Here is a 24497-nt window from a genome sequence, read left to right as displayed (position 1 = left end):
TTGTCTCGCGGCACATACTTGGTCATCGCCGCCGCTTCCTGTATACTGGTAGAGACAAGCCGCTTCGCCGGCGAGAGCCTGGCGATCGTCCGGTTTAGCGAAGACGGATGACCCGGTTATGGCCCGGACCGCCGATTAGCCGCGGACGCCAACGGTTCTTCATCCGATCTTCATCAAATGATCATGTACCGTTCATGATCTGCGCCGCAAGCGCTGGTATACTACGGAATACAAGCTTTACAGAATGAACGAAGCGGAGGCTGACACTATGACTATGCACAAATCAATTATTATCGGAACTGGACCTGCCGGTTTGACAGCTGCCATTTACCTGGCGCGCGCCAACCTGAATCCCCTCGTCATCGAAGGACCAGAGCCGGGCGGACAATTGACAACCACAACAGAGGTTGAAAATTTCCCGGGCTTTCCGGAGGGCATCATGGGCCCTGAGCTGATGGCCAATATGCGCAAGCAAGCGGAACGCTTCGGCGCTACCTTTAAAACCGGCTGGGTCAACAGCGTGGACATGTCCCAACGTCCTTTCAAGCTGAATGTCGAAGGCATGGGCGAGCTGATCGCTGAAAGCATCGTCATTTCCACCGGCGCTTCCGCCAAGCTGCTCGGCATTACCAATGAGAAGGAAAGCATCGGACGCGGCGTCAGCACCTGTGCGACCTGCGACGGGTTTTTCTTCCGCGGCAAAAAAATTCTCGTCATCGGCGGCGGCGACTCGGCGATGGAGGAAGCTAACTTCCTGACTCGTTTCGCTTCGGAAGTGACCGTCGTAAACCGCCGCAACGAGCTGCGCGCTTCGAAGATCATGCAGGACCGCGCCAGAGAAAACGAGAAGGTCAAATGGAGCCTCAACCGGACGCCGCTTGAAGTATTGTCCGGCGATAGAGGCGTTACCGGTCTGAAGGTGCGCAACAACGAAACCGGTGAAGAAGAAGTCATCGAAACAGACGGAATTTTCGTCGCTATCGGCCATAAGCCAAACACAGGCTTCCTGAACGGCCAGGTGAAAACGGATGAGGTTGGCTACATCCTCGTTCAGCCGGGCACCACACAAACGAACATCGAAGGCGTTTTCGCCTGCGGCGACGTACAGGACAGCAAATACCGTCAGGCGATCACCGCTGCGGGAAGCGGCTGCATGGCGGCGCTTGAGGTCGAGAAATTCCTTGACGGTCATATGGTGCATGAGTGGAGCCTTAGCCTGTAAGCAGCCCGCACGATAGGAGGCTGTCCCAAAAGTAGGAATTAATGAAGCGAGGGACATGCCTGATCGTATCAAAAAAATGGATGTTTAAAAGCAACAAAGGAGTTAAGCGATTTGCAACTGCTTAACTCCTTTGTTTTTTGCATTGCGGCCGCTTTCTTCAGCAGGTTATGGGCGAGCGAAAGCACCCGACCTCTAGGCTTACTTTGGGATAGCCTCAAGCAATTTGTTACTCGGTAAACCGCTATCATTAAGCAAACAGCATCGACACGCAACCAGAACACACAGAACTCCGGCATCTGAAGCTGCGCAGCTAGAATACGCACTAATCCAGCAGAATGCTCTAATCCAGCAAAATGCTCTAATCCAGCAAAATGCTCTAATCCAGCAAAACGCTTTAATCCAGCATACGCTCTAATCCAGCAAATCCCCAGCTCCATCGCTCGCCGAAACTCGCTGAAGCTATTCCTTTGCGCAAAATATGTCCGTATCCAGTAGACAGCTGTCTTTTAAAAGGTGGACATTCCCCATCTATCCTCCGGATATTCGTCACGTCCATATGTAGAGCTATCCAAGGGATTACTCTACTAGATGTAGCCCGCAGCCAGCACCCAGCGGTTAACATCATGATCTATCAGCTGTCCACGCAGCAAAAGACAAAACCTCCACAAATGTCCTTATCCACAGGACACTCCATTCGCAGCGGCGGTCTGCCTAACTAACTCGCTCGCCCACAACTGACAAATGACTACACCTTGCAGCGCTACGCGCGTATCTGCCGCTGCGGCTGCGCAAATAATGCATCGCCAGACGCGCATCCTCAATCGCGCCCGGGTATGTCGTATGATCGCTGAATCGGTATTTCATCGACGCGCAAACAAATCCCCGGCGGCAAAAACATTCCGCCTCCTCGCCGTGAGCCTCACGCTCGTGCAGAAACAAAGGCAGCTTTAATTCGCAAGCCAGCTCGACCTGCGCTTCAAACCAGTGGCGCTGCACATTGCGCGGCGAGAAGTCGCGATTGTAGTCCAGCCCGCATTCGCCAATCGCAACGACATGCGGCTGTCCAGCCAGCTTCTGCAGCCGTTCGATTGTGCCTGCGCCGCAGCTTTTCGCATCATGCGGATGCACGCCTGCTGTCGCCAGCAGCTGCCCCGGGTACTGGGCGGCATAACGGGCCGCCTCCTCGCTGCCGCGCAAGCAACAACCGCCTCCCGGTCCGCCTGGAACGAGCGGTGCATCAGATTGACCCCGATATCCACCAGCAGCGGAACAGAGCTGCGGCTGACGCTGGCGCCAGACGTCTCATGCATCCCGGCCACCTCCAGCTGCCGCTTCCACCGGAACTTGCCGCAAGCAAGCCGGCGGAATATGAGCTGCCAGCCATACGCCGTGTCCTGCCTCGTAGAAAGAAATCCCTTGCCGCCGCGCCGCCGCCGCATCGACAGCCAGCATCACCAGCCGCCCTCTACGCCGACCGGCCAAAGCAGCGAAATGCTGTCCAGCGGACAGATGAACGTAACGCCGTCCCATCGGGCGCAGCCCTTCGCGCAAAATAACGGCCAGCACGCCCTCGTTCGTTCCGTGGTACAGCAGCGGCGGCGGCTCAGCCTCCGTGTACGCAACCTGCAGCCTGCTATGCCCGTACCTCGCCCGAATGCGGCCGTCCGCCAGCTCGAAGCGCTGCTTATCCGACTCGCGTACAACCTGCTCGACGTCGGCCAGAAAGCCTACCGTCGGCTCTGCCGGCTTATCCCGCAGCCACGTTTGCCTGCGGCTTTTGTCCAGCTCCTGCCTCATCGCGCGGACGAGCGCCCGCAGTTCGGCGCGTCCCTCGGTATGCCATTGCAGCGCGGCGGACACATACAGTTCGTTCAGCTGCGCGCAGCTGAACTGGTCGGTCAGACGTGCGGCCTCCGGCAGCGTCTCTTCTCCGATCAGGAAATAGGCTTCATTTGCCGCTCCATCCCGTCTCTCGTATCCGTAAATACCGTGATCTGGCGGCTGTGCTGCTCCTTGCGCCGTTCAGCCGTACGGACGAGGAACGCTGGCAGCGCCGCATCGCTGCGGGCCCATACAAAATCCTCACAACCTAGCCCATTCGGACGCTGTGTCGGTACACGAGCCAGCGCCACCACCATAACCGGATAAGCAAATACATGATTGCGAATTGAGCTGTAGATGCGGTAACGTTCATCCCCGATGTCCTCGCGGCTCTCCGTATCCAGTGCAAACGCACGCGCTTCGACAAAATGAGAAAAGCTTCGGATCGAAGCAACTTCGATGAAGATACATCCGTGTTTTGCTCCAGCAGCTGCCAGTAATCCTCCCCGCCGTCATCGCACACATACATATCATAAGCCTCTCCGTACAGCATCGACAGCTGCTGCCGGAGACCGTGCAATACGGCAACATAAGGCTCAAATGTGCTGAACAGCGCCTCATCACGCCGGCCATTCATAAGCTACACCCCCTTGATCGTCGCCAGCGGACGGCATACGGCTACCGGTACAGCCAGCCCGGCTCCGGCGACACTTGCAATAATTTGATCCACATCCTTATAGGCTTGCGGCGACTCGTCGACCAGGCCGTCCAGGGAACGGTGGTTCACCACAACCTCATCCTCCGTCCCGACTCGCAGCGCCCCCGCAAACTCCTGCACCGACACCAGCTTTTTCGTCGCGGTCCGCGAGCGGACACGTCCCGCGCCATGGCAAATGGAATAATAGTTGGCTTGCCCGCCTGGCTGGCCGACCATAATGTAGGAAGCCGTCCCCATCGAGCCGGGAATGAGCGCGGGATGACCCGTTTCCCGGTAAGGCTCCGGGTTATCCGGATGGTGCGCTGGCAGCGCCCGCGTTGCCCCTTTGCGGTGGACAAACCGCGCTTCGCCGTCATGCTGCTCCTCCCACGCATAGTTATGCATCAGGTCGTACAGCGTCCGCATCTCAAAGGCGTTCCCCAGCACATCGCGGCACGCTTCACGAATCGCATAAGCGATCAGGTGACGGTTGGTCACCGCGTAATTTAATGCGGAATACAGCAGCTGCACATAGCTATGGGCAAACGGATTGTCCAGCGGCGCATAAACGAGTCTCGGATCGGCGGTGCCGAGCTCCAGCCGGCGCATCACTTTTTGCAGCTCGGCAGCGCCGTATTGGCTGACTGCACCGCCCCAGGCACGCGAGCCGGAGTGAATCATGACGACGACCTGCCCGTCAAACAACCCCCAGCGCTCGGCCACCTCCCGGCTGCGCTCATCAATTTCAATCGCCTGCAGCTCCGCAAAATGATTGCCCCCGCCCAGCGTCCCCAGCTGCCGGTGCGCGCGGTGCAAAGCCCGTTCAGGCAGCAGTTCCAGTTGCCGCTCATCGAAGGCATAGCGGGCGCATTCCACATGGGTCAGCGACGTCGCTTTTTTCGGCGTGTAATGGTCGGGCACGTATTTGTGCGGCAAGCCATGCAGCCCTTTGCGCAGCACATGCTCCAGCCGGATGTCCGAATAATGCCCCCTCTGGTGCTGCTCGGCAGGCAAATACCGGTCAATCGCCCGGACCAGCTTGCGCCGCAGCTTGAGATCCTTCAGCTCATCGCGATGCAAATTTGTCAGCTGCACCCGCATGCCGCAGCCGATGTCGCTGCCGACGATCGACGGGGATACGAAGCCTCCGTCAACCGGCCAGACCGCTGTCGTGCCGATGCAGGTGCCCACACCCACATGTACATCCGGGGTATAGCTCATATAGGCTACATTTGGAATTTGCAAATTATTGTTCGCCATCGCAAATACCTGATAATCCAGGGAACGGAACAGCTCCTCGTTCGCATACACGTGGAGCTCGCCCGCAGGCAGCTCCAGCTTGCGGTAGTATGCGGCTGCTTCTGTTGTTGCTTCTGTTGCTGTTTCCGTCGCAGCGATATTTGGATAACCTTTATTCGGTTGTATCATTCAGTTAACATTCCTCTCTAATTTCGGATAACACAAATAACCGTAAGCCTCGTCGCCTACGATTATAAAAACAAGCGGCTATTCAGGCCAAAAATGGGCGGCGACAGCATCGCGCTTCGCACTGCAAACAATCTCGCACTGCGAATGCTTCGTGCTCGCAAGCTGCATCGCATGGCAAGCGCCTCGCCCGCCTGCGGCCTCTGGAATCCGCACAGCGGCTCCAGGCCGTACGCGCTCGATTATGTGGTCCGGCGAGGCCGATGCGCTCCGCCCCTGTATGCAATTAAAGGAAAACTCGTCCATTTCATGTATAAAACCCCATAAAGGTCAATCAAGGGAATCGGCCTCCTTTCAATTAGAATGTAGTCTCAGTATACAAGGCTGTACCGGGAATGTCCGGGGAAAAAATCATTCTTACAAAAGCTTTCCCTCCTGCCTACAGCCGCTATCGGCGCTTGACGGCTCGACCTTGAAGACACTTCGGACAAGTGTGAGCCGTCAAGAACACGTTAGCACACGTTGTAACTACAGCCTAAAAAACGCCGCCTGGCACGCAGTTTCCTGTGTGTCAAGCGGCGTTTTCTATGACAAGCCCGGCTTTCCGGCTTCGAATAAAGGTCCCGACTTTCCGGCTTCGACTACCGATCTCGGTCTCCGTTGCAAGCGCGCTTCACAGCCGGACCGTCCCTCTACCTTCGCACCGCGCTGCGGTACATCAGCAGCAGCAAATACGGCGTGCCGAGCAGCGCGACGACGATGCCGGAAGGAATTTCCTTGGGCGCCATCACCGTCTTGCCGATCAGATCGGCGGCCACGAGCAGCACCGCCCCAGTCAACGCCGACAGCAGCAGCGCCCGGCGGTGATGGTGGCCGACGAGCAGCCGGACGGCATGTGGGGCCAGCAAGCCGATAAAGCCGACCGAACCGACGCTGGATGCGGCGGTGGCCGCCAGCGCAACGCCGATTACCGTGGCGATCAGCCTCGTCTGCTGCAGCTTCAGCCCCAGTCCAAGCGACACTTGATCGCCGAACGCCAGCAGGTCCATGTTACGGCCCAGCCACCAGGCGTACGGTCCAAGCAATCCGAGCGCCACAACGAGCCGCAGCAGCTCGCCGTAGCCTCGCGCATACGTGCTGCCTGCAAGCCAAGCCAGCGCCGGAGCGGCGGCAATCCCCGACTTGATGACCAGAAATTGAATGCCCGCCGTGCCGATCGCCGATACGCCGATCCCGACAAGAATCAGCGACACCGGCTGTAATCCTTTGCGCCACGAAAACAGATATACGCATAGCGCGGCCAGCGCTGCGCCAAGGATCGCGCCTGCGGGCAGCATTCCGGCGGACGCGCTCGGCCACAGCACCATCACGGCCAGCGCTCCGCAGCCTGCCCCGGCGGTTACGCCAAGCACCGAGGGATCGGCAATCGGGTTGCGCAGCGAGCCCTGCATCATCGAGCCGGCAATCGCCAGCGCCGCTCCGGCAAAGGCAGCGACCAAAATCCGCGGCAGCCGCAGGTCCATCACAATGCCTTGAGCGAACGGCTCGCCGCCTCCGCCGAGCGCCAGCAGCACCTCGCCCGCCGACAGCCGCAGCGTACCTGCCATCAGCCCGGTCACGAGCAGCACGGCCAAACTGACGGTAAGCCCGGCGGCCAGCAGCGGGTAAGGAATACGTTTGCCCAAAGCGCCGATGCTCATCGAGGAGCCGCTATCCTGACCCGCCTGTCCCCGCCGGGCGCGGATGACCAGCCAGATGAGCCACGGCGCGCCGATCATCGCCGTTACCGCTCCCGCAGGCAGCTCGCCCGTCAGGCTGCGGAACATACGCGCGATCGTGTCCGCGCCGACGAGAATAATCGCGCCCCACAGCGCGCTGGCAGGCAGCAGAGCCAGATGGCGGCGAAAACCGAGCATACGGACCAGATGCGGAGCAATCAGACCGACGAAGCCGATCGGCCCGACGACGCTGACGGTGACGCCCGCCAGCAGCACAGCCGCCGCCAAGCCTGCAAACCGCGCGGCATCGACGCGTTGTCCGAGCGCCCGGGCCGCCTCGTCCCCAAGCTCCAGCAAATCAAAGCCGCGCGCATACGCGAGCGTAAACAGCAGCCCTCCCGTCATCCACGGCCAAGCGTAATTTACGCCGCTCCAGTCGTTTTGCACGAGCGTACCTGCCCCCCAGGCGAGCAGCTGGGACGCCTCGGTTTCAAACAGCAGCTGTAGCGCGCTCGTAAACGCCGCAAGCACAAGGCCGACGATCATGCCGGATACGGCCATCCGTACCGGCGTGCTTCGTTTGCCTCCGGCGATCCCATACGTCATCGCGGCTGCGCCGAGCGCCCCAAGCAAAGCAAGCAGCAGCGGCGCACTCGCCTTCAGACCGGGCATAAACACGGTAGCCGCCACGATAACGAAATACGCGCCCGCGTTTAGACCGAAGGTCGAAGCCGAAGCGAGCGGATTGCGCGTAATCGTTTGCAGCAGCGCGCCGCACACCGCAAGCGCAGCTCCGGCGAGCACGCCCATCAACGCCCGCGGCAGGCGGACGCTGCGCACCATGTGATGGGCCGCATCATTTTGCGGCTGCAGCAGCGCGTCCACCACCTGATTTACCGTAATCGGCGCTTCACCGTAAATCAAACTTACAAAAAGGAGAGCGGCCAGTAAAACCGGTCCGCCCCCGAATACGAATGCCGTCTTCCATCCGGAAAACCGGACTGCACCACCCGCTGTTATGGTTGTCTTCATTTGTTCAAGGCGTTCGTCACAAGATCGGCAATCGCCTTGGCCGACAGCACGCCGCCATAGGTCCATGTGTTGCCCGGCAGCTTGTAGGTGCGGTTTTCCTTGACGAACGACAACCCTTTCCACACCTCATTGTCCTTCAGCTGCTTGTCAAAAATATTATCATCGTCCTGGACGATGTAGAAGAAATGGGCATTCTGCACGGCTGGCAGCGACTCAACCGTCGTCGCGGAGAAGCCGACCGGCTCATACTTCGCCGATTTGTACACGTTGTTCAGGCCGATTTCCTTCATAATCTGAACGATCATCGAATTGTCCGTGAACATGCGGAGCACGGCCGCATTTTGCTGCGAATACGCCTGGGTGACCGCAACCTCCGCGCCTTCCTTGCCCTTTGCCTTCAGCTTGGCCTTCGAATCGGCGAACGAAGCATGCACCTCGCTCAGCACCTTCTCGGCTTCCGCTTTTTTACCGACCAGCTCGGCTACCGTTTTGAACGTATATTCCATTCGCTCAAGCTGGGTCGCGTTTTCACCTTCAGCCGGATACGGGTTGAAAGCAACCGTCGGCGCGATTTTGCTCAGCGCTTCGTAAGTGGCTTTGATCCGGAAATCAGGCGCAACGATCAGGTCCGGCTTCAGTGCGGCAATCGCCTCCAGATTCGGCTCCGTGCGCACGCCGACGTCGACGACGCTTGCATCCAGCTGCGGCGCAATATTGACCCATTTATGATACCCCTTAATATCCGCTACGCCGACAGGCTGAACGCCCACAGCCAGAAAATGCTCTACATAAGACCACTCCAGCGCAACGACCCGCTTGGCGACGCCTTTAATTTCCGTTGTGCCGAGCGCATGCTCAATCTTGCGCGGACCCTCTGCTGCAGCTTGCCCCGCACCCTCTGCCGGCTTCACCGACGGCTGGGCTGGCTCACTTTTCGCTCCGCAAGCGGTCAGAAGCAAGAGCAGCAACGATACGATGACGAAAATTGACTTGTTCCACTTGTACATGATGGTTGGAATCCCCCTCGATGTGATAATGCCTGACATCAGATCATGTCCGGCCCCCTCGATTGAAAATGATAATTGTTATCAATAATTTTGTCAATACGTGACTCTCTTGCAGCGAAGACAATACCGGCAACAACGCCCCGCGTCTACAGAAAAAAGAGGACTGCGCCCGGCAGTCCCCTGATCGTTCAAACCATTTTGTTGGAGCTAATCATCAAGGCAGGTCGACCCACTGGAACGGGGATTTGTCCATAAATAAATTCGGATTCGCCTGTACCTGATGCACCCAGAACGTAAAATGCAAATGCGGTCCGGTCGAAAAGCCCGTCGAGCCGACGAGACCGATCACTTCGCCCCGCTTCACCCGGTCTCCGGTCTTGACGTTCAGCTTGGACAAGTGCGCATATTGCGAAAACAAGCCCATCCCGTGATCGAGATAGATCGAATTTCCAGTTAAATACAAGCTGTCTGCCAGCACAACGACGCCGTCACTGGTCGCCTTGACAGGCGTGCCTTCCTTGGCCGCCAAATCAATCGCCATATGCGAGCCGCTCAGCTTGCCGTTGACATAGCGGGTATATCCGTAAGGAGTCGTCAGCCTGCCTTCAACCGGCACCATAAACGGCTCCCGTGACAAAAATTGCGGCTCCGACTTGCTGCGTGCAGCGTTGATCTTCTGCTGATCGGCGTCGATGCGCTTCGTATCCTGCCGCATGCTGTTCATTTCTTCCGTCACCTGCAAGTATTGCTTTTCGAACGATTTGGCGACGATGTGCAGCTGCTGATCGCCAACCGGGTAGTTCCCCGGCTTAACGTCCATCCCGATCGGCAAATACGTAAAATACCCCGCCCCGTACGGCTGCAGCGGGTAGGCCTTGCCCTGCCACTGCACCTCGCCAGGCTGGCTGCGCCGGACGAGTACGGCGTCGCCGGGACTTGCCGTACCCGGCAGCAGCAGCCAATCGGAGCCAAACGCCCGCTTCGCTTGCGCGACACCTGCATATACGGCTGCTTCCTCCTGCCGCTTGCGCAGCAGCTCCTTTTCCTCACGGATCGCCGCCTGCACAGCTTCCGTCACCTCAGCCTGCCAGGTCGCGCCGCCGTCCAACGTAACCAGCAGCTTGCCGCCCAGCTCGCCGTCAGCTTGAACCAGCGCCCAGCCGATGCGGTCGGTCAGCAGTTGAACCTGCCTAGCAGCATAACTCGTACCGCTGTAAGGCACCGTCGTCGCCGAGGCGGCTTCCGGCTTCAGCCGCAGCAAGTCGTACGCGTCCGTGACAGGCTGCGCCGCACCCGTTTTCGCGGCGGGTGTGGCGGCAGCGGCTTGGGCATCTGGAGTTGTACCGAGCGTGCCGACAGCGCCGATTGTTGCAGGCGGACTCGTCGCTGCTGGTTCAGACGCTGACGTATCGCCCGACGCTGCAGCCGCTCCGGTCACCGGCAGAGACGCTGCACGCGTGGCCAGCTCTTCGGGAAGCTTGTCCACGGCATTCCAGGTCAAGCCGCTGTCAGCCGTCACCTGGAAGCCGTCGGCATAGCGGACCCAGCCTTGATCCAGATTGATCATGCGAAATTCCACAGCTACCCTTGGGCTGGGTGTAGCTTGCGGCAACCGCGCCGCGTCAGCCTCCGCACGCGGCTGCTGCCCGGCGCCCGCTTCCGGGTCCGGCCAAGTGACGTATACGGCCAATGCCGCTCCAAGCAAGACGGCGGCTACACTGACCGGCAGCCAGCCAGACCTTTTCCGCCTGCGTCGTTCACGCGGAGACAGCTGTGATGACGGCTGCTCAGAACCCTGCGTCTGCGAGCGGCCCATACCGTTAAATTTCGATATCAACAACGATGCTGTCTACACGGCCAACCTCGCGGATATAGGCGGCGACGGCCTGATGATCCGTGTTCGGACCGTAAGCAGCAAGGGCAGCCTTGTCTTCGAACCGTACGGACAACACAAGCTGGTAGCCCTGATTTTTCTCGGAAAAGTTAAGTCCAGCCTGCAGATCCAACACGCCCTGCAGCTTGCCGCGCAGCGCCTTGAAGCGGTCAACGACCTCCTGAAGCTGCTCTTGGGTCGTGGATTCGCCAAATTTTACAAGTACAATATGATCAATCATGTCGGTGGATGCTCCTTTTGGGTTCAGGCATATCAAGGCCTGCAAAATCAATATCTCTCACACTTTACTATAGGAGCACAAGTTTCTGCAAGCCAAGCTGCACGCCAAACGCAACTTATCGCGGACGGTTTCCGTCTAACGACGTATGCAGCAGACCTTGATCTACATTTCCTTTGGAGGAGGCTCACGCCATGAATAAAGTGATCAAACGCAACGCCAGGCAACGCTGCTGGAGCATGCTGCTCCTGCTGCCGCTGCTGTGGAGTGTCGCCCCGGCGCAGCAAGCCGAAGCGAACGACACAGCCGCCGTCGCCATTCCGTCGTTTCAGATTAACATCAACGGCTCTCTGATCGACAATACGCATCAGCGCTACCCGTTTCTCGTCTATCGGGATATTACCTACATGCCGCTTACGTGGGACAATACGCAGGCGCTTGGCCTGCAGGCTGACTGGCTCGGCTCGGACGCCGGGCTGTCCGTGTCGGTCATGCCGCAGATCGGCGACGGGACGGATTGGAAGCCCGCGCCGCTGAAGCAGGATTTGACCGTAACAAACACACTTCATCGGACAGAACGCGCTTCCGTAGCTGCTTATCCGATTCAGCTGCAGGGCGAACGACAGGAGAATAGCCCCAGTGCGCCGTATCCGTTTCTGGAGTTCCGGGATATCACGTACATGCCCTTGACGTGGCACTACACCCGCGAGCTGCTGCGGCTCGGTATCGAGTGGGATGAGCGGCAAGGGCTTAGCGTAACCGGTGGACAGTACATGCTTGGGAGCATTTTTTATGAGGATCAAGACTATTTGTACGCGCATACGCGCACATTCGTCGACAGTCAGCGCCGGGCGCTCAAAATTCCGAAATCATTCGCAGGCAAACCGGCCTGGATCGGAGAAGCTGAGCTTGATCGGCTGCAGTTGCAAGCCTACAATACGGCTGAGCATCTAATCGGCTCGGAGACGGTCGAATTGACGCGCAAGGGCAACGAGCTGTACATCGGGGACACTCTGCTTGGTACATTGAGCGATCAAGACATTGAACTTATGAAAAATACTCAGCGTACAGAAACTATCAAGGATCAAACGACCTATCAGGCGTTCAGGTTTCCAATTAACCAAAATCGGTCGATTATTTCCATGAATGCGCTCCTGTTTCTGGAGGACAAAGGAACGCTGACGAAGCTGCCCTTGTTGGGCTACGGAACGGAGCGTATCATCTCTAATACGGATGGCACCGTCTGGATTGCCAAAACATACGATTCATTGCGCTTCGGGCCAGCCGTGTTGTTTTTGCTGGATCAGAACGGAAAGCTCCACGATGCAGGCAAACAGCTCAGTGCCCCCATGTTGGACACGCTCGGCTTGCTGAATCCTTCGCTCGCCAATCCGGCCGCTCCTGACGGCAGTCTGCTCGTGCACATATCGGGTTCCTCCGTATACTATCCGGATCGCAAGCCTGCCGAAGGCGCAGGCATTTATATACTGGATACGAAGCTGCAAGCAACGAAGCTGACTTACCCCGTCGACGGCCAGCTGTATATGGACAGCGACCGCCGCTTGCTGCTGCTTCGCCCGGGGACGAATACGATTGTCGATTTGCAGGGCAATCAGTCCTATGCGTGGCTGGATGTGGATTTGTATTAACAAATTTCAGCAAACGAAGAAAATCGCAGCATGCTAACAACGGAGCTTGAGCTGCAGATCAACTAGCTGATCCCCTCATAACCAAGGACCTTATCCTCACCGGCCCGTGAGGTAAGGTCCTTTTGGCTTTACTTTTTCTCCTTATGCGCGGCAATCATGCCCATTTTCAGCTCCCAGGCCGCTGTGCTGAGATCGACCGGGTACACCTCCGGATGCAGCTTGCGCAAATATTCCGGCCAGAACAGCTCCAGCTGGCTGCGATGATAGCGGCGGATGTCGTCCAGCGCGGGCAGCCCGGCAACCTGCTCGCCGCCCTCAAACACCGGCTGCAGCAGCGGTACCGCCTCGTAATCGTCGATATACTTGTAAATGTACGGATGGATCGGGTCAAACAGCTTGATTCGTTCGCCGCGCCGCACATCCTGCTCCTCCGCCAGCGCGATGTAATCCGCTTCGGCTTTGCCGGTCTGCTTGTTCATAATCCGGTACGCTTCCTTCAGACCGGGATTTGTGACCTTTTCCGGATTACCGGATATTTTGATGACCGGCACATAGCTGCCCTCGCGCTCGCGGGCCACCAGCTTGTAGACGCCGCCCAGCGCAGGCTGATCGCCGCCCGTAATCAGCTGCGTGCCGACGCCCCAGCTATCGACGCGTGCGCCCTGTGCCTTCAGGTTGAAAATAATGTTTTCGTCCAGATCGTTCGAAGCGACGATTTTCACGTAATCCAGCCCGGCCTCATCCAGCAGCTTGCGCGCCTGCTTGGACAAATACGCCGTGTCGCCGCTGTCCAGCCGGATCGCCTGCATGCGCTTGCCCTGCGCCTCGAGCTGTTTGGCCGTCGCGATCGCATGCGGCACCCCGCTGCGCAGCGTGTCATACGTATCGACGAGCAGCGTGACCTGATCGGGCAGCGCCTCGGCGAATAGCCGGAACGCCTCCGCCTCCGAGTCATGTCCCTGCACCCAGGCATGGGCGTGCGTGCCTTTGGCCGGAATGCCGAAGCGCATGCCTGCGCGCATGTTGCTGGTGGCGTCGAATCCGGCGATATAGGCGGCGCGCGCGCCCCAAATGGCTGCGTCCGCCTCCTGGGCGCGGCGCGTGCCGAATTCCAGCAGCGTATCGTCGCCTGCCGCCTGCTTGATTCGTGCCGCCTTGGTTGCGATCAGCGTCTGGTAATTCAAGAAATTCAGCAGCGCCGTCTCGATCAGCTGGGATTCAAATACGCGCGCCTCTACCCGGAATAGCGGCACGTTAGGAAACACAAGCGTTCCTTCCGGCACTGCAAACAGATTGCCGGTAAACCGGAGCTCACGCAGCGCCTCCAGAAAGCCTTCCTCGTACGCCTCCTCCTGCGTGCGCAGGTAGGCGATTTCCTCCTCGCTGAACCGCAGCGACCGGATATACTGGACAATCCTTTCCAATCCGGCCGCGACAGCGAAGCCGTTGCCGAACGGCAGCTTGCGGAAATACGCCTCGAACACCGCGCGTTCATCCTGCGAGCCGTGCTTCCAATGCGCGTACATCATATTGATCTGGTATTTATCCGTGTGCAGGGCAAGTGCTGCATCATCCATGTTGTTCGCCTCCTGAGTCTGGGTGCAAGTTGCGGCCGCCTGCGAGCAAGGCCTGCCGCCGAGTCGCTAGCAATCACTTATTCACTATTCCGCCGCAGACGCTCCGCCCTGGACGACCGATGCGCCCAGCGTTTGCCGGAAATGACCAAGCGCCCACTGGTGTCCGGCTTCATTAAAGGATGCAACCGCGTCTTCATGAATGACGAGACCGAAGCTGCGGTTATAGGCGTCAACGGCTGTATGCAGCACGCAAATATCCGTGCATACACCCGCCAGATGCACCTCGGTAATGCCCCGGCTGCGCAGCTGCAGCTCCAGATCAGTGCCGCAAAAAGCGCTGTACCGCGTCTTATCCATCCAGACGATCGCATCCTGCCGCTCGCGGTAAGCCTCCTCCAGCGTGCCGTACAGCCTCCGCCCGTCCGTCCCCCGCAGGTTATGCGACGGGAACAGCTTATGCTCCGGATGGTAGAGATCCGCCTCATCATGCAGATCGACCGCCATCACAACGAGATCGCCGGCAGCGGCATATTGGCGCGTCAGCTCCGTCAATCTACCTTCAATATCCAGGCCCGGCTGGCCGCAGGGCAGCTTCCCGACCACAAAATCGACCGTATAATCAATGACAATTAACGCTCTCATCGTCAGAACCTCCATTTTTGAAATAAACAGTTAGATAATAACAATTTGTTATTATCATTATGACAGATGCTGTCGATTTGTCAACCCATCCCCTGCCCCGATTTTCATTCGCAAATTCTTGAACCGGTTGCTTTCCCACTTATTCATCCATTTTCGTTCCCATTATTGTATCACGTCTTTAGCCGGGTTCCGAAACCATCCAAAACCGTTTTAGAACCGTTCAAGCGCATTTTGGAGAGGTGCGTCGTGAGGCTGGCGGTCAATTTTGCTTCGTTCTACATCGTTTTGTCCATTTTTTCGCACAAAACCGACAAAAATGGCAGTGAACATTATGAATATTAGCCAAAATCGGTTATGCTAGTACTATTGGCACTGATCGTGTTTTATGTTGAGGAGGAGCATTCTTGTTGAAGATTGGCAGAAATGAACCATGTTACTGCGGCAGCGGCGTAAAATACAAGCGCTGCTGTCTGCACAAAAACCAAGGGACGGCGCCTGTTGCCTTGCCTGAACAGAGAGAGCTGCCGTACGCTGCGGCGCCGCAGGCGGAGTCCGCCGCGAATACGAGCGCCACGCCGACAATCGGCGAAATTCGCCGGATCGCGGCTGAGGACATTTCATGGGGGCAGGATACGTACGCTGCGTTAGCCGATGAGCTGGTCACCCGAATGGAGGACAGCTATGAGCCGCGCCATATCAGCGAAGCGTTGTCCATCTGGGAAAACTTTTCGCGCGAGCAGCAGCCGTCGTTTAAAAAATCCGGAGCGTTTTGCGCCGCTCTGGAATATATGATTGTTCAGGCGTACGAGCTGCCGGTAACCAAGCAGGAGCTTGCGCTCCGCTACGAGGTATCGCCCTCCACGCTGTCCAAACGGTACCAGGAGCTGCTGCAGTTTGCCGACGGGTACTTTGACGGCGCTGACGGCACAGCCGGAGCGACGACCGTTTCAGCTCAACCAAGCTCGGCTGCCTCTTCCGTGGAAGCACCGCAGTCGCTGCTTGTTCAAGCGCAAGCCCACTGGGAGTTGAAGCAGCCGGACGCGGCGGCCGAGCTGCTGGAAACGCTGCTGCAAGGCGATCCCGACGACACGCTGCGTGCACGCGAGCTGCTGCTGGCCGCTTATCTGGAGCAGGACCGACTGGAAGAAGCTGAGCAGCTGCTGGAGCGGTTCGCCAACGACTCGTCCGTTGCCTTCATCTACGGTCGGCTGATCTATGCCTACAAGCAGCACGGCACCGAAGGGCTGCAAGCTCCTTTCCAGCAGGCGCAGCGGCGGAATCCGTATGTACTGGACTATTTGTTCGGTGGCAAGCCGCTGCCGAAGCCCGGCTCCGGACTTACGTCGAGTCAAGCGGACGAGGAAGCCGTCGTTTACGTCAATATCCATATCCGGCTTTGGGTGAAGCTGCCCGAACTGCTCGTCTGGGTATACAGGCAGCTCCGCTGATCCGTAGCGCCGCGCGTTTGCGCACGGACTGATGCTTCGCAAATGATGGAATGACACAAAAACCTTCACCTCCANCTCGTCTGGGTATACAGGCAGCTCCGCTGATCCGTAGCGCCGCGCGTTTGCGCACGGACTGATGCTTCGCAAATGATGGAATGACACAAAAACCTTCACCTCCAACTAGGGTGTGTCTTAAAACTCCGCAGGGAGCAGATGTTGCCGAATTTTCGTTCCATGCAAGGCGCTTTTTCGCAGGCTTACCGGGGGTAAGTCAAGGAAAAGTAACGCAGCAGGGGGCGAAAAGGCGGTGAAAGATGCCCTTGAGCAAGTTTTAAGACACGCCCTAATCTGGAGATGAAGGTTTTTGGCCGTGTGCGGCAGACCAAGCTAAAATACACGTCTCCCTGACATAAAAGCGATCTTTCCCGCAATGCCACAACGCTTCGCAGCTATCCAAGCCCCTCGTCTTACATCTGCCACTTGACATTACTTGGCACCCCATAGATAATGATGACCGCAGTCGACAATTGACTTCGGTCATCATTATCTCAAACAGGCGGTGGCGATTATGCTCAGAGAAGCCCGAAAACAGGAATTGAAGGAGCACATTTATACCCATGCTTTGCGATTGTTTGAACGCGATGGCTTCGAGCAGGTTACGGTCGAGGACATCACGAAGGCTTGCGGCATCTCCAAGGGCAGCTTCTATACTTACTTCGCCAAAAAGGAAGATATTTTGCTGCACCTTGGCCGGACACAGCTCCAGGCGGCGAGCGATCTGGCGCTGCGCTGCGCCGGGCAGCCTGATCTGCGAAGCCGGCTGCTGCTGCTGTTTGCCGAGCTGCTCGGACATTACCGGGATCCATCTCCGCTCATCCGGCTGACGATTGTCGAGCTGATGCGCTCAGCGCTGCATATGCAGGAAGAGCTGCGCATCATCCAGCAGTTTCGCGAGCTGCTTGCTGGCATCCTGGAGCAGGCGAGGCAAGACGGACTGCTGAATGAGCGTGCGGTCAGTGCAGATATCGCCGCTGTGCTGGTTGGCATTTATTTCAACACGGTGCTGACCTGGGCAGCCTCCGGGCAAACGGCAGAGTCGATGCAGGCTGATTTTAGGCGACAATTCGACGTCATCTGGGCAGGTCTCGGCGGTCAGGAGGCCCGGCGATGATGAGCGCCTTTCTGACCGTCTCGGTCCTTGTGCTGCTTGGCTTGGGCGGTATTCACGTATACTGGGCATCGGGCGGACGCTGGGGCGCAACCGCCGTATTACCCGCTACCGCGCAGGAAAAACCTACGTTCCAGCCGGGCATGGCGGCCACGCTTGTCGTTGCCTTGCTCCTGTTCGGAGCCGCAGCGCTGCTGGCGCTTCAGAGCGGGCTGCTGCCCGTCTTCCCCGCTTACGGCTTGGTCCGGCCAGGCTGCTGGGTATGCGCCGTTGCTTTTGGCTTGCGGGTTATGGGGGAGTTCAAGTATGTCGGTCTGTTCAAGCGGGTAACCGGCACGCGGTTTGCTTATTACGACACCCGCATTTTTACGCCGCTTTGCCTGTGGTTAGGCTTGAGCTTTGTATGGGCCTTGCTTGAGGGCGTCCCAGCTTGAGAAGCTTCGATCAACGGAACGTTAGGTGCATCGGCGGGGGAATAGCGAGCTTGAAGGCCGCAATCGCTTTACAGCAGCGAGGGCCAGCGCATGGAGCAAGAATAAGGGGCAAGCCATCGCATGAACGGCGGGAAGGCCCGTTGCTTCTGACGAACCGCCATTGCCTGCGCGGACAATGATCATCCCTGTCATCGCCCCCTTCCTCCTGCCCCGCTCAGCCTCGCCGACTTTCGCTTGTCAAAGCTATTCAACCTCCCGCAGCTTGGGCATTCGCCCCCGCTTGCCATTCAACAGCTGCCTGAGATCAAACGTAGTCTGCCCTTCCTTGAGTTGGCGGTAAATCAGCTTGATCAGCTCCACATCCTCGAACGAATATTTACGGGTGCCTCCCTTCGTCCGCTCCGGAAAAATAAGCTTTCGTTCCTCATAATAACGGATCTGTCTCTCCGTCAAGCCTGTCATTTCACACACACTGCCGATACTGATGACTTTTTTGTCCATCTCCATCACCCTCTCAGCGCGACATAAATATGTCATTTAAATTAACACATATAACACATCAACAACCTTTCCAATAGCCATTCATCGACCATATACGTCTGATTTTAACCATGAAAACCTCTAACAAGCAAGACCCACGCGTAAAATTAGGACCTAATGAAATTTTATGTAAGATTTTCTTACTTGTTTTTACCGTGGATTTTCCTTGTCTGCTATAGTGTGGGGGAGTCGTCATCCATTCACAGAGGAGTGTAGCCGATGGAAACACCGCATTCACCAAAAGAAATGACACGCCGGCAATTTTTGACCACCGTCGGAAAAATCGGAGGCTCCGCCGCCGTGTTCAGCCTGATGGGCACACTCGGCCTGCTATCCCCCGCAGCACTCAAGGCGGCCGACTACACGCCGCCGAATCAGGGCGATCTGCGCGCAGCACACCGCAATGGGAAAAAAATTATCATCCTGGGCGGAGGCATCGCCGGGATGACGGCTGCTTATGAGCTGGGTAAGGCGGGGTACGACTGCACCATTCTGGAGGCCCGCGCACGCGCCGGGGGCCGCATCTGGTCCGTCCGGCGCGGCACGACGGTAGCAGAGGTCGGAGGCGTCAAGCAGGTCGCGCGCTTCGATGAAGCCGGGCACCTGTATCTGAATGCCGGACCGATGCGGATTCCGCAATTTCACGTGACGATGGACTATTGCCGTGAATTTGGCATCGAGCTGGAGCCATTCAACAATGTCAACGAAAGCGGCTACTATTATCACGAAAATGTCGGCGCGCTGTCCGGCCAAAAAATCCGCAAGCGGGCGGCCAAGGCCGATCTGCGCGGCTATGTGTCCGAGCTGATGGCGAAAGCCGTCAACAGCGGCTCGCTGGACCTCCCGCTTACGGCGGAGGAAAAGGCGAAGCTTGTCGATTATCTCAAGCGTGAAGGCGATCTGAATGCGGATCTGTTCTACAAAGGCTCATCGCGAGGCGGCTACAAGGAAGAGCCGGGCGGCAAATTTGATGCGGGCGTTGTCCGTGATCCATTTGACATGAAGGCGATCCTGAGCTCGGGCTTCGGGAACCATTTCAGCGGCGAATACGGCTATGACCAGCAGATGATGATGTTTCACCCGGTCGGCGGGATGGATCGAATCAGTCAGGCGTTCGAGAAACGGGTCGGCAGCCAGCTCATTTATCAGGCGGAGGTCAAAGAAATTCGGCAGGGCGATACGGCCGTCCGTGTCGTGTACACGGATACGATGACCGGCGCGGTGAAGGAAATCAGCGGCGACTACTGTATTTGCACACTGCCCTTATCGGTATTGAAGGATATCCCCGCCGACTTCTCCGCCGAAATGGCCAAAGCCATCGCAAGCATCAACTACGCCTCCGCCGGCAAAATGGGCATGCAGTTCAAACGCCGCTTCTGGGAGGAAGACGAGCAAATTTACGGCGGCAGCACGACGACCAACACCGACCTCGCCTCCATGTATTATCCGCCCACCCACTACTTCGGCAAAAAAGGCATTCTGCTCACCTACTACAACTTCGGGGTCACCGCGGATAAGCTGGGCATCATGTCCATCGCCGAACGCGAGAAGCACTCACTCGCCCTGGCCGCCAAAATCCATCCGCAGGTATACCAGGAATTCGAAACGTCATTCTCCATCAACTGGAAGACGATCAAATACAATCTGGGCGGCTGGGCCTCTTACACGGCCGATGACCGCAAGACGCATTATCCGATTTTGTGCAAGCCGGACCGACGCATTTATTTGGCAGGCGAGCATATGAGCTACATCACCGCCTGGATGGCCGGGGGCATCGAGTCTGCCCGCAAGGTCGTTACCGAACTGCACGAACGCGTGTTGAAGGAATAGTCTATTTTCGGGAGGAGAGACTTGATCATGTTCACACGAAAAATGAAAGCCGTTGCCGCCACCGCCCTGCTGGCCAGCTCTGTCGGAGCTTATGTGTATGCCGCCGATCCCGCCACCCCTAGCCAATATCCGGCCGAGCCGATTCATGAGGTCGAATTTTACGGCAGTCCGACCTCGTCCATCTCCAGCGGCGTGTCCGTGCCTGCGGGCGCTTCGTATGTATTCACCAGCGGCACCGTCCCTCCGATGCTCAACAAGGACGGCAAAACCGTCTACGAGCGTTACGGCGATACGAAAACACAAGCCGTCGGCGTCCTGACGACGATCGAGAAGCAGCTTGCCGACAAGGGCTTGTCGATGAAGGACGTTATTTATTTACGCGTCTACGTGACGCCGGATGCGGCGAAGGAAAACAAGTTTGACTTTGCCGGGTGGAATGAAGCTTACGGCCTGTTTTTCAACACGAAGGATAATCCGGTCAAAACCGCCCGTTCCACCGTCGGCGTACCTGCGCTCGTCAGCCCGGACTGGCTGATCGAAATCGAAGCCGTCGCCGTCTATCCAAAGCCGCACAAGCAAAATTAATCGCGCCCCCTGTTTCGCCGAGTTTGCTGTGTGCTGAGTGTGCTGAGTCTGCCGTGTGCTGAATCTACCCTAAGGAGCTGAGGAGCCTATGCTGCAAAATATCGGCGTATCCGGTATATTGATGATCGGGTTGCTTGTTCTCATTTTATTCGGTCCCTCCAAGCTGCCGGAGCTGGGCCGGGCCGTCGGCCGTACGCTGCATGAATTCAAGGCGTCGGCCCGCGACCTCGTGGGCAGCGACAGCAAGGAAGAAGCCGGCTCCAATCTGGAGAAAAGGTAAGCGCCACTGAGCCGCGCTGCACAGGCTGCTCCTGTCATGACGATGGCGGGGCAGCCTGTGGGGAAAGTGGAGGTCTACGGCATGTCCACCCTCAGTAGACAAATGTCTTTTAATAGGTGGACATCCCCCCTTCCACTCTTCCAACAGCCGTATGTCCAGATGTAGTCCCTCGCTCGTCTCCAGTATCTAAATCTGGACATCAAGCTCATTCACACCGAGTAAGCCTACAACTTATGGATGTCCACCCTTCGAAAGACAATTTGCTGCCAATGTCCTTTTCCAGCGGACACTCCTACCGGTCAGCCACTTGGTAAGCCCTGCAAACCTCCAGCCGCGCGACCGACCGTTCTGCATCAGGGCACACCAAGCAACGATCACGTCTATCCGTCCCCCTTGCGGCATAAGCTGTACCAAGCACCGGCATACATGTCCGTGAAATAGGGGGATTGACGATGAACCTAAACACATTAGCCCGCTATTGCGAGCTGAAGGAGCAGCACAAACGTCTGGAAGACGAGCTGGAGGCGCTTCGCAAGGAGGTGCTTTCCATGGTTCCCGAGACGGCCGAGCTGAAGCTCAACCATTATACGCTCAAGGTCATTTACCAAGAAAAAAAGCAATTCAACGAACAGCTGCTGTTTGAGGCGCTTCCCGACCCTGAGCTTTGGCGCAGCATATCCAAGGTTGACTCTGCAAAAATTAACGCGCTGCTGAAGGCCGATATTATCAGCCTTGATCAGCTTTCCGGCACGTACAGCACGATTCGCAGTCCTTATGTGTATGTCAGCAAGCTGTAGCCGTCCTGCAGACGCCGCGCCTTCGAATCCCTAATCGCTGAATTGCTGAATCGCCGTTCCGCAGCCTCCGAGCCGCCGCTTGGCGGCTCGCTCTTGCGCAAAAATATGCTGATGACAGTCGCCGCCTCTAACGCGGGTTAGCGATCGTAATCAGCCATAAAGCTGCGGCTGCACCGCCTGGGACGGCTGGCAGGACGGATACGGAAGCAGCTCCTGAATATGCGCGAATGGATAATGGAAGGTGGCAAACTGCTTGCCATATAAATATTGAAGTACATAGACCTCCCCCGCCTGCACGCCGCAAATGATCCCCGATACCCCTTGCCCGTTCGCAAGCGAAATGCCGACCGGATAGCCGATAAGGCGAGCCGCTTGCTCCGCAACAAAGGCACGCTTGTAGCCTCCCCACGGCCTATAACCGTTTTGAAAACCTGAATGCTGCTGCATAGGCGGCTGCTCCTCTCTACTTGATTGATTACAGGTATTGTTCGTATGCTAGCTCACTTGTTTGTCCGCACGTCGTAAACACATGCTTTGCTTACTGTTTCTCCTGCATAGCCGAACGGCCGTACCCGCTTCGATCAGTCCAGCCGCTCGCCCAGCAAGGCGCTGATCAGCTCGACGGCAATCTGAGCCGTTGCATTACGCACGTCCAGCGTAGGGTTTACCTCGACGAACTCAGCGCTGACGATCGCACCGGATGCCCCGAGCAGCTCCATGGCCAAGCGGCTTTCGCGGTAGCTAAGCCCGCCAGGCACGGGCGTGCCAACGCCCGGCGCTGCAGTTGGGTCAAGCGCATCGAGATCGACACTCAGATGCACCCCCTCCGTCCCCTGTGCTGCAATCGCGAGCGCCCGCTCCAGCACCGTTCCGATACCGAGCTGGTCAATGTCGTGCATCGTGAACACCCGGATACCCCGCTCCTGCAGAAACTGCTTTTCTCCCGCATCCAGCGAACGCGCGCCGATCAGAACCGTATGCTCGGGCCGGATGACATGAACCGGCTCCGTCGTGCCGCTTGCGGAAGCCCCTCCTCCGATCGCTGTCAGCAGCGGATCGCCGCAGCCAAGCGCCACGGCAAGCGGCATGCCGTGAATATTGCCGGATGGCGACGTGTCGGCCGTGTTCACATCACCGTGAGCATCATACCAGATGACGCCAAGGCTGCGGTAATGGCTGGCGACGCCCGCGAGCGTGCCGATCGCTAAACTATGATCCCCGCCCAGCACCAGCGGAAACCGCCCGGAGGACACAACAGCGGCGACATGCTCTCGCAGCTGAGTAGTGACGCGCACAATGTCATGGACATGCTTGAGCTGTGCCAAATCAGGAAGCGGCTGCTGGCCCAAGGGCAGCAGCCGGCCGGACCGGGCAGCAGGAAGATCACCCAGATCCTCCACCTGCAAGCCAAGCGCTTCCAGCCGTTCCAGCAATCCGGCGCAGCGGATCGCTTCCGGTCCAAGACGCGAGCCGCAACGAGCCGCGCCCCGGTCGAACGGCACCCCGATCACAGCAACTTGCCGTTTGCCGTTCGGTTGCATGGGATCTCCTCCTTTTCACTCGCGCAGCAAGCTGCAGATGACAAACCACAGATTGGCGGGCCGTTCCGCAATCCGGCGGCTAAAATACGGATACCACTGCTCGCCATAAGGCGTGTAAATCCGAACGCGATAGCCTTCCTCCGCAAGCTGGCGCTGCAGTCCGCCGGCGATGCCGTACAGCATTTGAAACTCGAACCGATCCAGCTCTATGCCTCGCTCCCGGATAAACGACTTCAGCTCCTCGATCAGCCTTCGATCATGAGTCGCAATCGCCGTGTAGGCTCCGCGTTCCAGTCCGCAGCGCGCCAGCTCCAGGTAACAGGCATCCACCTCCCGCTTATCCGGGTAAGCGATGTCCGGCGGCTCCCGGTAGGCGCCCTTGACAATGCGGAGATTGGCGCCAAGCTGCGTCAGCCGCTCCACGTCGTCCCGCGACCGGCGCAAATAAGCTTGAATAACAACGCCGACTGACTCCGGCCCGTACTGACGCAGCAGATGCTCGAAAATTCGCAGCGTCGGCGCGGTCAGCGTCGAATCCTCCATATCAATCCGGATAAACTGTCCGTAGCTTTTCGCTCGCTCGACAAGCACCTCCAGTTGATCCCGGCACAAGGCTTCGTCTACCAGCAAGCCAAGCTGCGACAGCTTGAGCGAAACGTAAGCCTGCAAGCGCTGCTCATGAATCGTATCCAGCAGCTGCGTCAGGCTGCGGCGAACTTCTTTCACCTGCTCGCGATCCGTCACGCTTTCGCCAAGCAGATCAAGCGTTGCATACAAGCCTTGCTCATGTAAGCCGCGAACCTGCTCGGCTGCCTCGGACAACGAATGTCCGGCGACAAACCGCCGAACGCCCCAGTCCATCCCCCGCTTCTCCAGCAGCCGCCGGACGGCGGGCTGCCCGGCCGCCTTCAGCAGCGCCCGGCGATACATCAGATGCACATCCATCCCGCACGCCTCCTTCCATCGCTCCTTC

Annotated in this window: 24 protein-coding genes and 1 pseudogene; 9 read left to right on the top strand and 16 right to left on the bottom strand. The window is 57.9% G+C overall.

Annotated elements, in window-relative coordinates; genetic code table 11:
• The first annotated feature begins 274 nt into the window (after nucleotides 1–274).
• Nucleotides 275–1222 carry a thioredoxin-disulfide reductase gene (gene trxB / locus AC6ROY_RS19895; protein ID WP_500102351.1) on the top strand — a complete coding sequence of 316 codons (948 nt, stop codon included), beginning with the start codon at nucleotides 275–277 and terminating at the stop codon, nucleotides 1220–1222.
• Between the two features lie 68 nt (nucleotides 1223–1290).
• On the opposite strand, the gene AC6ROY_RS19890 is transcribed toward trxB, so the two are convergent.
• The 10 genes and pseudogenes from AC6ROY_RS19890 to AC6ROY_RS19845 all read right to left on the bottom strand — a co-directional run bounded on the left by AC6ROY_RS19890 (nucleotide 1291) and on the right by AC6ROY_RS19845 (nucleotide 11036).
• The gene (locus AC6ROY_RS19890; RefSeq protein ID WP_500102340.1) at nucleotides 1291–1659 is read right to left on the bottom strand and encodes a hypothetical protein; all 369 of its coding nucleotides are present in this window, start codon (nucleotides 1657–1659) and stop codon (nucleotides 1291–1293) included.
• 274 nt (nucleotides 1660–1933) lie between these two features.
• Nucleotides 1934–2086, bottom strand: a complete 153-nt coding sequence (locus AC6ROY_RS19885) for a hypothetical protein (protein WP_500102350.1) — start codon at nucleotides 2084–2086, stop codon at nucleotides 1934–1936.
• A gap of 48 nt (nucleotides 2087–2134) precedes the next feature.
• A pseudogene (locus AC6ROY_RS19880) lies at nucleotides 2135–2532 on the bottom strand (TatD family hydrolase); the annotation flags it as partial.
• A complete protein-coding gene (locus tag AC6ROY_RS19875; RefSeq protein WP_500102339.1) occupies nucleotides 2525–3082 on the bottom strand; it encodes an RNA 2'-phosphotransferase in 558 nt (185 codons plus the stop codon). The pseudogene AC6ROY_RS19880 and the gene AC6ROY_RS19875, both read right to left, overlap by 8 nt.
• A 229-nt stretch (nucleotides 3083–3311) precedes the next feature.
• Nucleotides 3312–3680, bottom strand: a complete 369-nt coding sequence (locus AC6ROY_RS19870) for a hypothetical protein (RefSeq protein ID WP_500102338.1) — start codon at nucleotides 3678–3680, stop codon at nucleotides 3312–3314.
• A 3-nt stretch (nucleotides 3681–3683) separates the two neighbouring features.
• On the bottom strand, nucleotides 3684–5168 hold the full coding sequence (locus AC6ROY_RS19865; protein WP_500102337.1) for an RtcB family protein: 1485 nt from the start codon (nucleotides 5166–5168) through the stop codon (nucleotides 3684–3686).
• A 689-nt stretch (nucleotides 5169–5857) separates the two neighbouring features.
• A complete protein-coding gene (locus tag AC6ROY_RS19860; protein WP_500102336.1) occupies nucleotides 5858–7915 on the bottom strand; it encodes an iron ABC transporter permease in 2058 nt (685 codons plus the stop codon).
• Entirely contained in the window at nucleotides 7912–8922 is a 1011-nt protein-coding gene (locus tag AC6ROY_RS19855; protein WP_500102335.1) for an ABC transporter substrate-binding protein, read from the bottom strand. The genes AC6ROY_RS19860 and AC6ROY_RS19855 overlap by 4 nt, the downstream gene beginning before the upstream one ends.
• A gap of 214 nt (nucleotides 8923–9136) precedes the next feature.
• Nucleotides 9137–10762 (bottom strand): M23 family metallopeptidase, encoded by a 1626-nt coding sequence (locus AC6ROY_RS19850; protein ID WP_500102334.1) that lies wholly within the window; start codon nucleotides 10760–10762, stop codon nucleotides 9137–9139.
• Nucleotides 10743–11036: a Dabb family protein gene (locus AC6ROY_RS19845; RefSeq protein WP_500102333.1), complete on the bottom strand. Its 294-nt coding sequence runs from the start codon at nucleotides 11034–11036 to the stop codon at nucleotides 10743–10745. The genes AC6ROY_RS19850 and AC6ROY_RS19845 overlap by 20 nt, the downstream gene beginning before the upstream one ends.
• 191 nt (nucleotides 11037–11227) lie before the next feature.
• On the opposite strand from AC6ROY_RS19845, the gene AC6ROY_RS19840 reads away from it, so the two are divergent.
• Nucleotides 11228–12682 (top strand): hypothetical protein, encoded by a 1455-nt coding sequence (locus AC6ROY_RS19840; protein ID WP_500102332.1) that lies wholly within the window; start codon nucleotides 11228–11230, stop codon nucleotides 12680–12682.
• A 128-nt stretch (nucleotides 12683–12810) separates the two neighbouring features.
• Here AC6ROY_RS19840 and AC6ROY_RS19835 read toward each other — a convergent pair whose 3' ends face one another.
• Both AC6ROY_RS19835 and AC6ROY_RS19830 read right to left on the bottom strand, forming a co-directional pair.
• Nucleotides 12811–14259 carry a nicotinate phosphoribosyltransferase gene (locus AC6ROY_RS19835; RefSeq protein WP_500102331.1) on the bottom strand — a complete coding sequence of 483 codons (1449 nt, stop codon included), beginning with the start codon at nucleotides 14257–14259 and terminating at the stop codon, nucleotides 12811–12813.
• 84 nt (nucleotides 14260–14343) lie between these two features.
• Nucleotides 14344–14901: a cysteine hydrolase family protein gene (locus AC6ROY_RS19830; RefSeq protein WP_500102330.1), complete on the bottom strand. Its 558-nt coding sequence runs from the start codon at nucleotides 14899–14901 to the stop codon at nucleotides 14344–14346.
• A gap of 407 nt (nucleotides 14902–15308) precedes the next feature.
• On the opposite strand from AC6ROY_RS19830, the gene AC6ROY_RS19825 reads away from it, so the two are divergent.
• From AC6ROY_RS19825 to AC6ROY_RS19815, 3 genes are all read left to right on the top strand, one after another.
• Nucleotides 15309–16349 carry an SEC-C metal-binding domain-containing protein gene (locus AC6ROY_RS19825; RefSeq protein WP_500102329.1) on the top strand — a complete coding sequence of 347 codons (1041 nt, stop codon included), beginning with the start codon at nucleotides 15309–15311 and terminating at the stop codon, nucleotides 16347–16349.
• A 568-nt stretch (nucleotides 16350–16917) separates the two neighbouring features.
• Complete coding sequence (locus tag AC6ROY_RS19820; RefSeq protein ID WP_500102328.1) at nucleotides 16918–17520, top strand: TetR/AcrR family transcriptional regulator; 603 nt, start codon at nucleotides 16918–16920, stop codon at nucleotides 17518–17520.
• Nucleotides 17517–17951, top strand: a complete 435-nt coding sequence (locus AC6ROY_RS19815) for a DUF3995 domain-containing protein (RefSeq protein WP_500102327.1) — start codon at nucleotides 17517–17519, stop codon at nucleotides 17949–17951. The genes AC6ROY_RS19820 and AC6ROY_RS19815 overlap by 4 nt, the downstream gene beginning before the upstream one ends.
• Before the next feature lie 243 nt (nucleotides 17952–18194).
• Here the strand turns inward: AC6ROY_RS19815 and AC6ROY_RS19810 are convergent, their stop codons facing one another.
• A complete protein-coding gene (locus tag AC6ROY_RS19810) occupies nucleotides 18195–18452 on the bottom strand; it encodes a MerR family transcriptional regulator (RefSeq protein WP_500102326.1) in 258 nt (85 codons plus the stop codon).
• A gap of 258 nt (nucleotides 18453–18710) precedes the next feature.
• On the opposite strand from AC6ROY_RS19810, the gene AC6ROY_RS19805 reads away from it, so the two are divergent.
• The 4 genes from AC6ROY_RS19805 to AC6ROY_RS19790 all read left to right on the top strand — a co-directional run bounded on the left by AC6ROY_RS19805 (nucleotide 18711) and on the right by AC6ROY_RS19790 (nucleotide 21983).
• Nucleotides 18711–20321, top strand: a complete 1611-nt coding sequence (locus AC6ROY_RS19805; protein WP_500102325.1) for a flavin monoamine oxidase family protein — start codon at nucleotides 18711–18713, stop codon at nucleotides 20319–20321.
• A 27-nt stretch (nucleotides 20322–20348) separates the two neighbouring features.
• A complete protein-coding gene (locus AC6ROY_RS19800) occupies nucleotides 20349–20906 on the top strand; it encodes a RidA family protein (protein WP_500102324.1) in 558 nt (185 codons plus the stop codon).
• A gap of 88 nt (nucleotides 20907–20994) precedes the next feature.
• Nucleotides 20995–21186, top strand: coding sequence for a twin-arginine translocase TatA/TatE family subunit (locus tag AC6ROY_RS19795; RefSeq protein ID WP_500102323.1), 192 nt, complete (start codon nucleotides 20995–20997; stop codon nucleotides 21184–21186).
• Nucleotides 21187–21638: 452 nt separating this feature from the next.
• Complete coding sequence (locus AC6ROY_RS19790; protein ID WP_500102322.1) at nucleotides 21639–21983, top strand: hypothetical protein; 345 nt, start codon at nucleotides 21639–21641, stop codon at nucleotides 21981–21983.
• A 150-nt stretch (nucleotides 21984–22133) separates the two neighbouring features.
• Here AC6ROY_RS19790 and AC6ROY_RS19785 read toward each other — a convergent pair whose 3' ends face one another.
• From AC6ROY_RS19785 to AC6ROY_RS19775, 3 genes are all read right to left on the bottom strand, one after another.
• Nucleotides 22134–22430: a hypothetical protein gene (locus AC6ROY_RS19785; RefSeq protein WP_500102321.1), complete on the bottom strand. Its 297-nt coding sequence runs from the start codon at nucleotides 22428–22430 to the stop codon at nucleotides 22134–22136.
• A 134-nt stretch (nucleotides 22431–22564) separates the two neighbouring features.
• Nucleotides 22565–23524, bottom strand: a complete 960-nt coding sequence (gene rocF / locus AC6ROY_RS19780) for an arginase (RefSeq protein WP_500102320.1) — start codon at nucleotides 23522–23524, stop codon at nucleotides 22565–22567.
• Between the two features lie 15 nt (nucleotides 23525–23539).
• Complete coding sequence (locus tag AC6ROY_RS19775) at nucleotides 23540–24469, bottom strand: proline dehydrogenase family protein (protein ID WP_500102319.1); 930 nt, start codon at nucleotides 24467–24469, stop codon at nucleotides 23540–23542.
• Between the last annotated feature and the right edge of the window lie 28 nt (nucleotides 24470–24497).

Source organism: Paenibacillus sp. sg306046 (assembly GCF_059821225.1).
The sequence above is the reverse complement of the archived record's forward strand: the minus strand, read 5'-3'. Positions and strand labels throughout refer to the sequence as shown.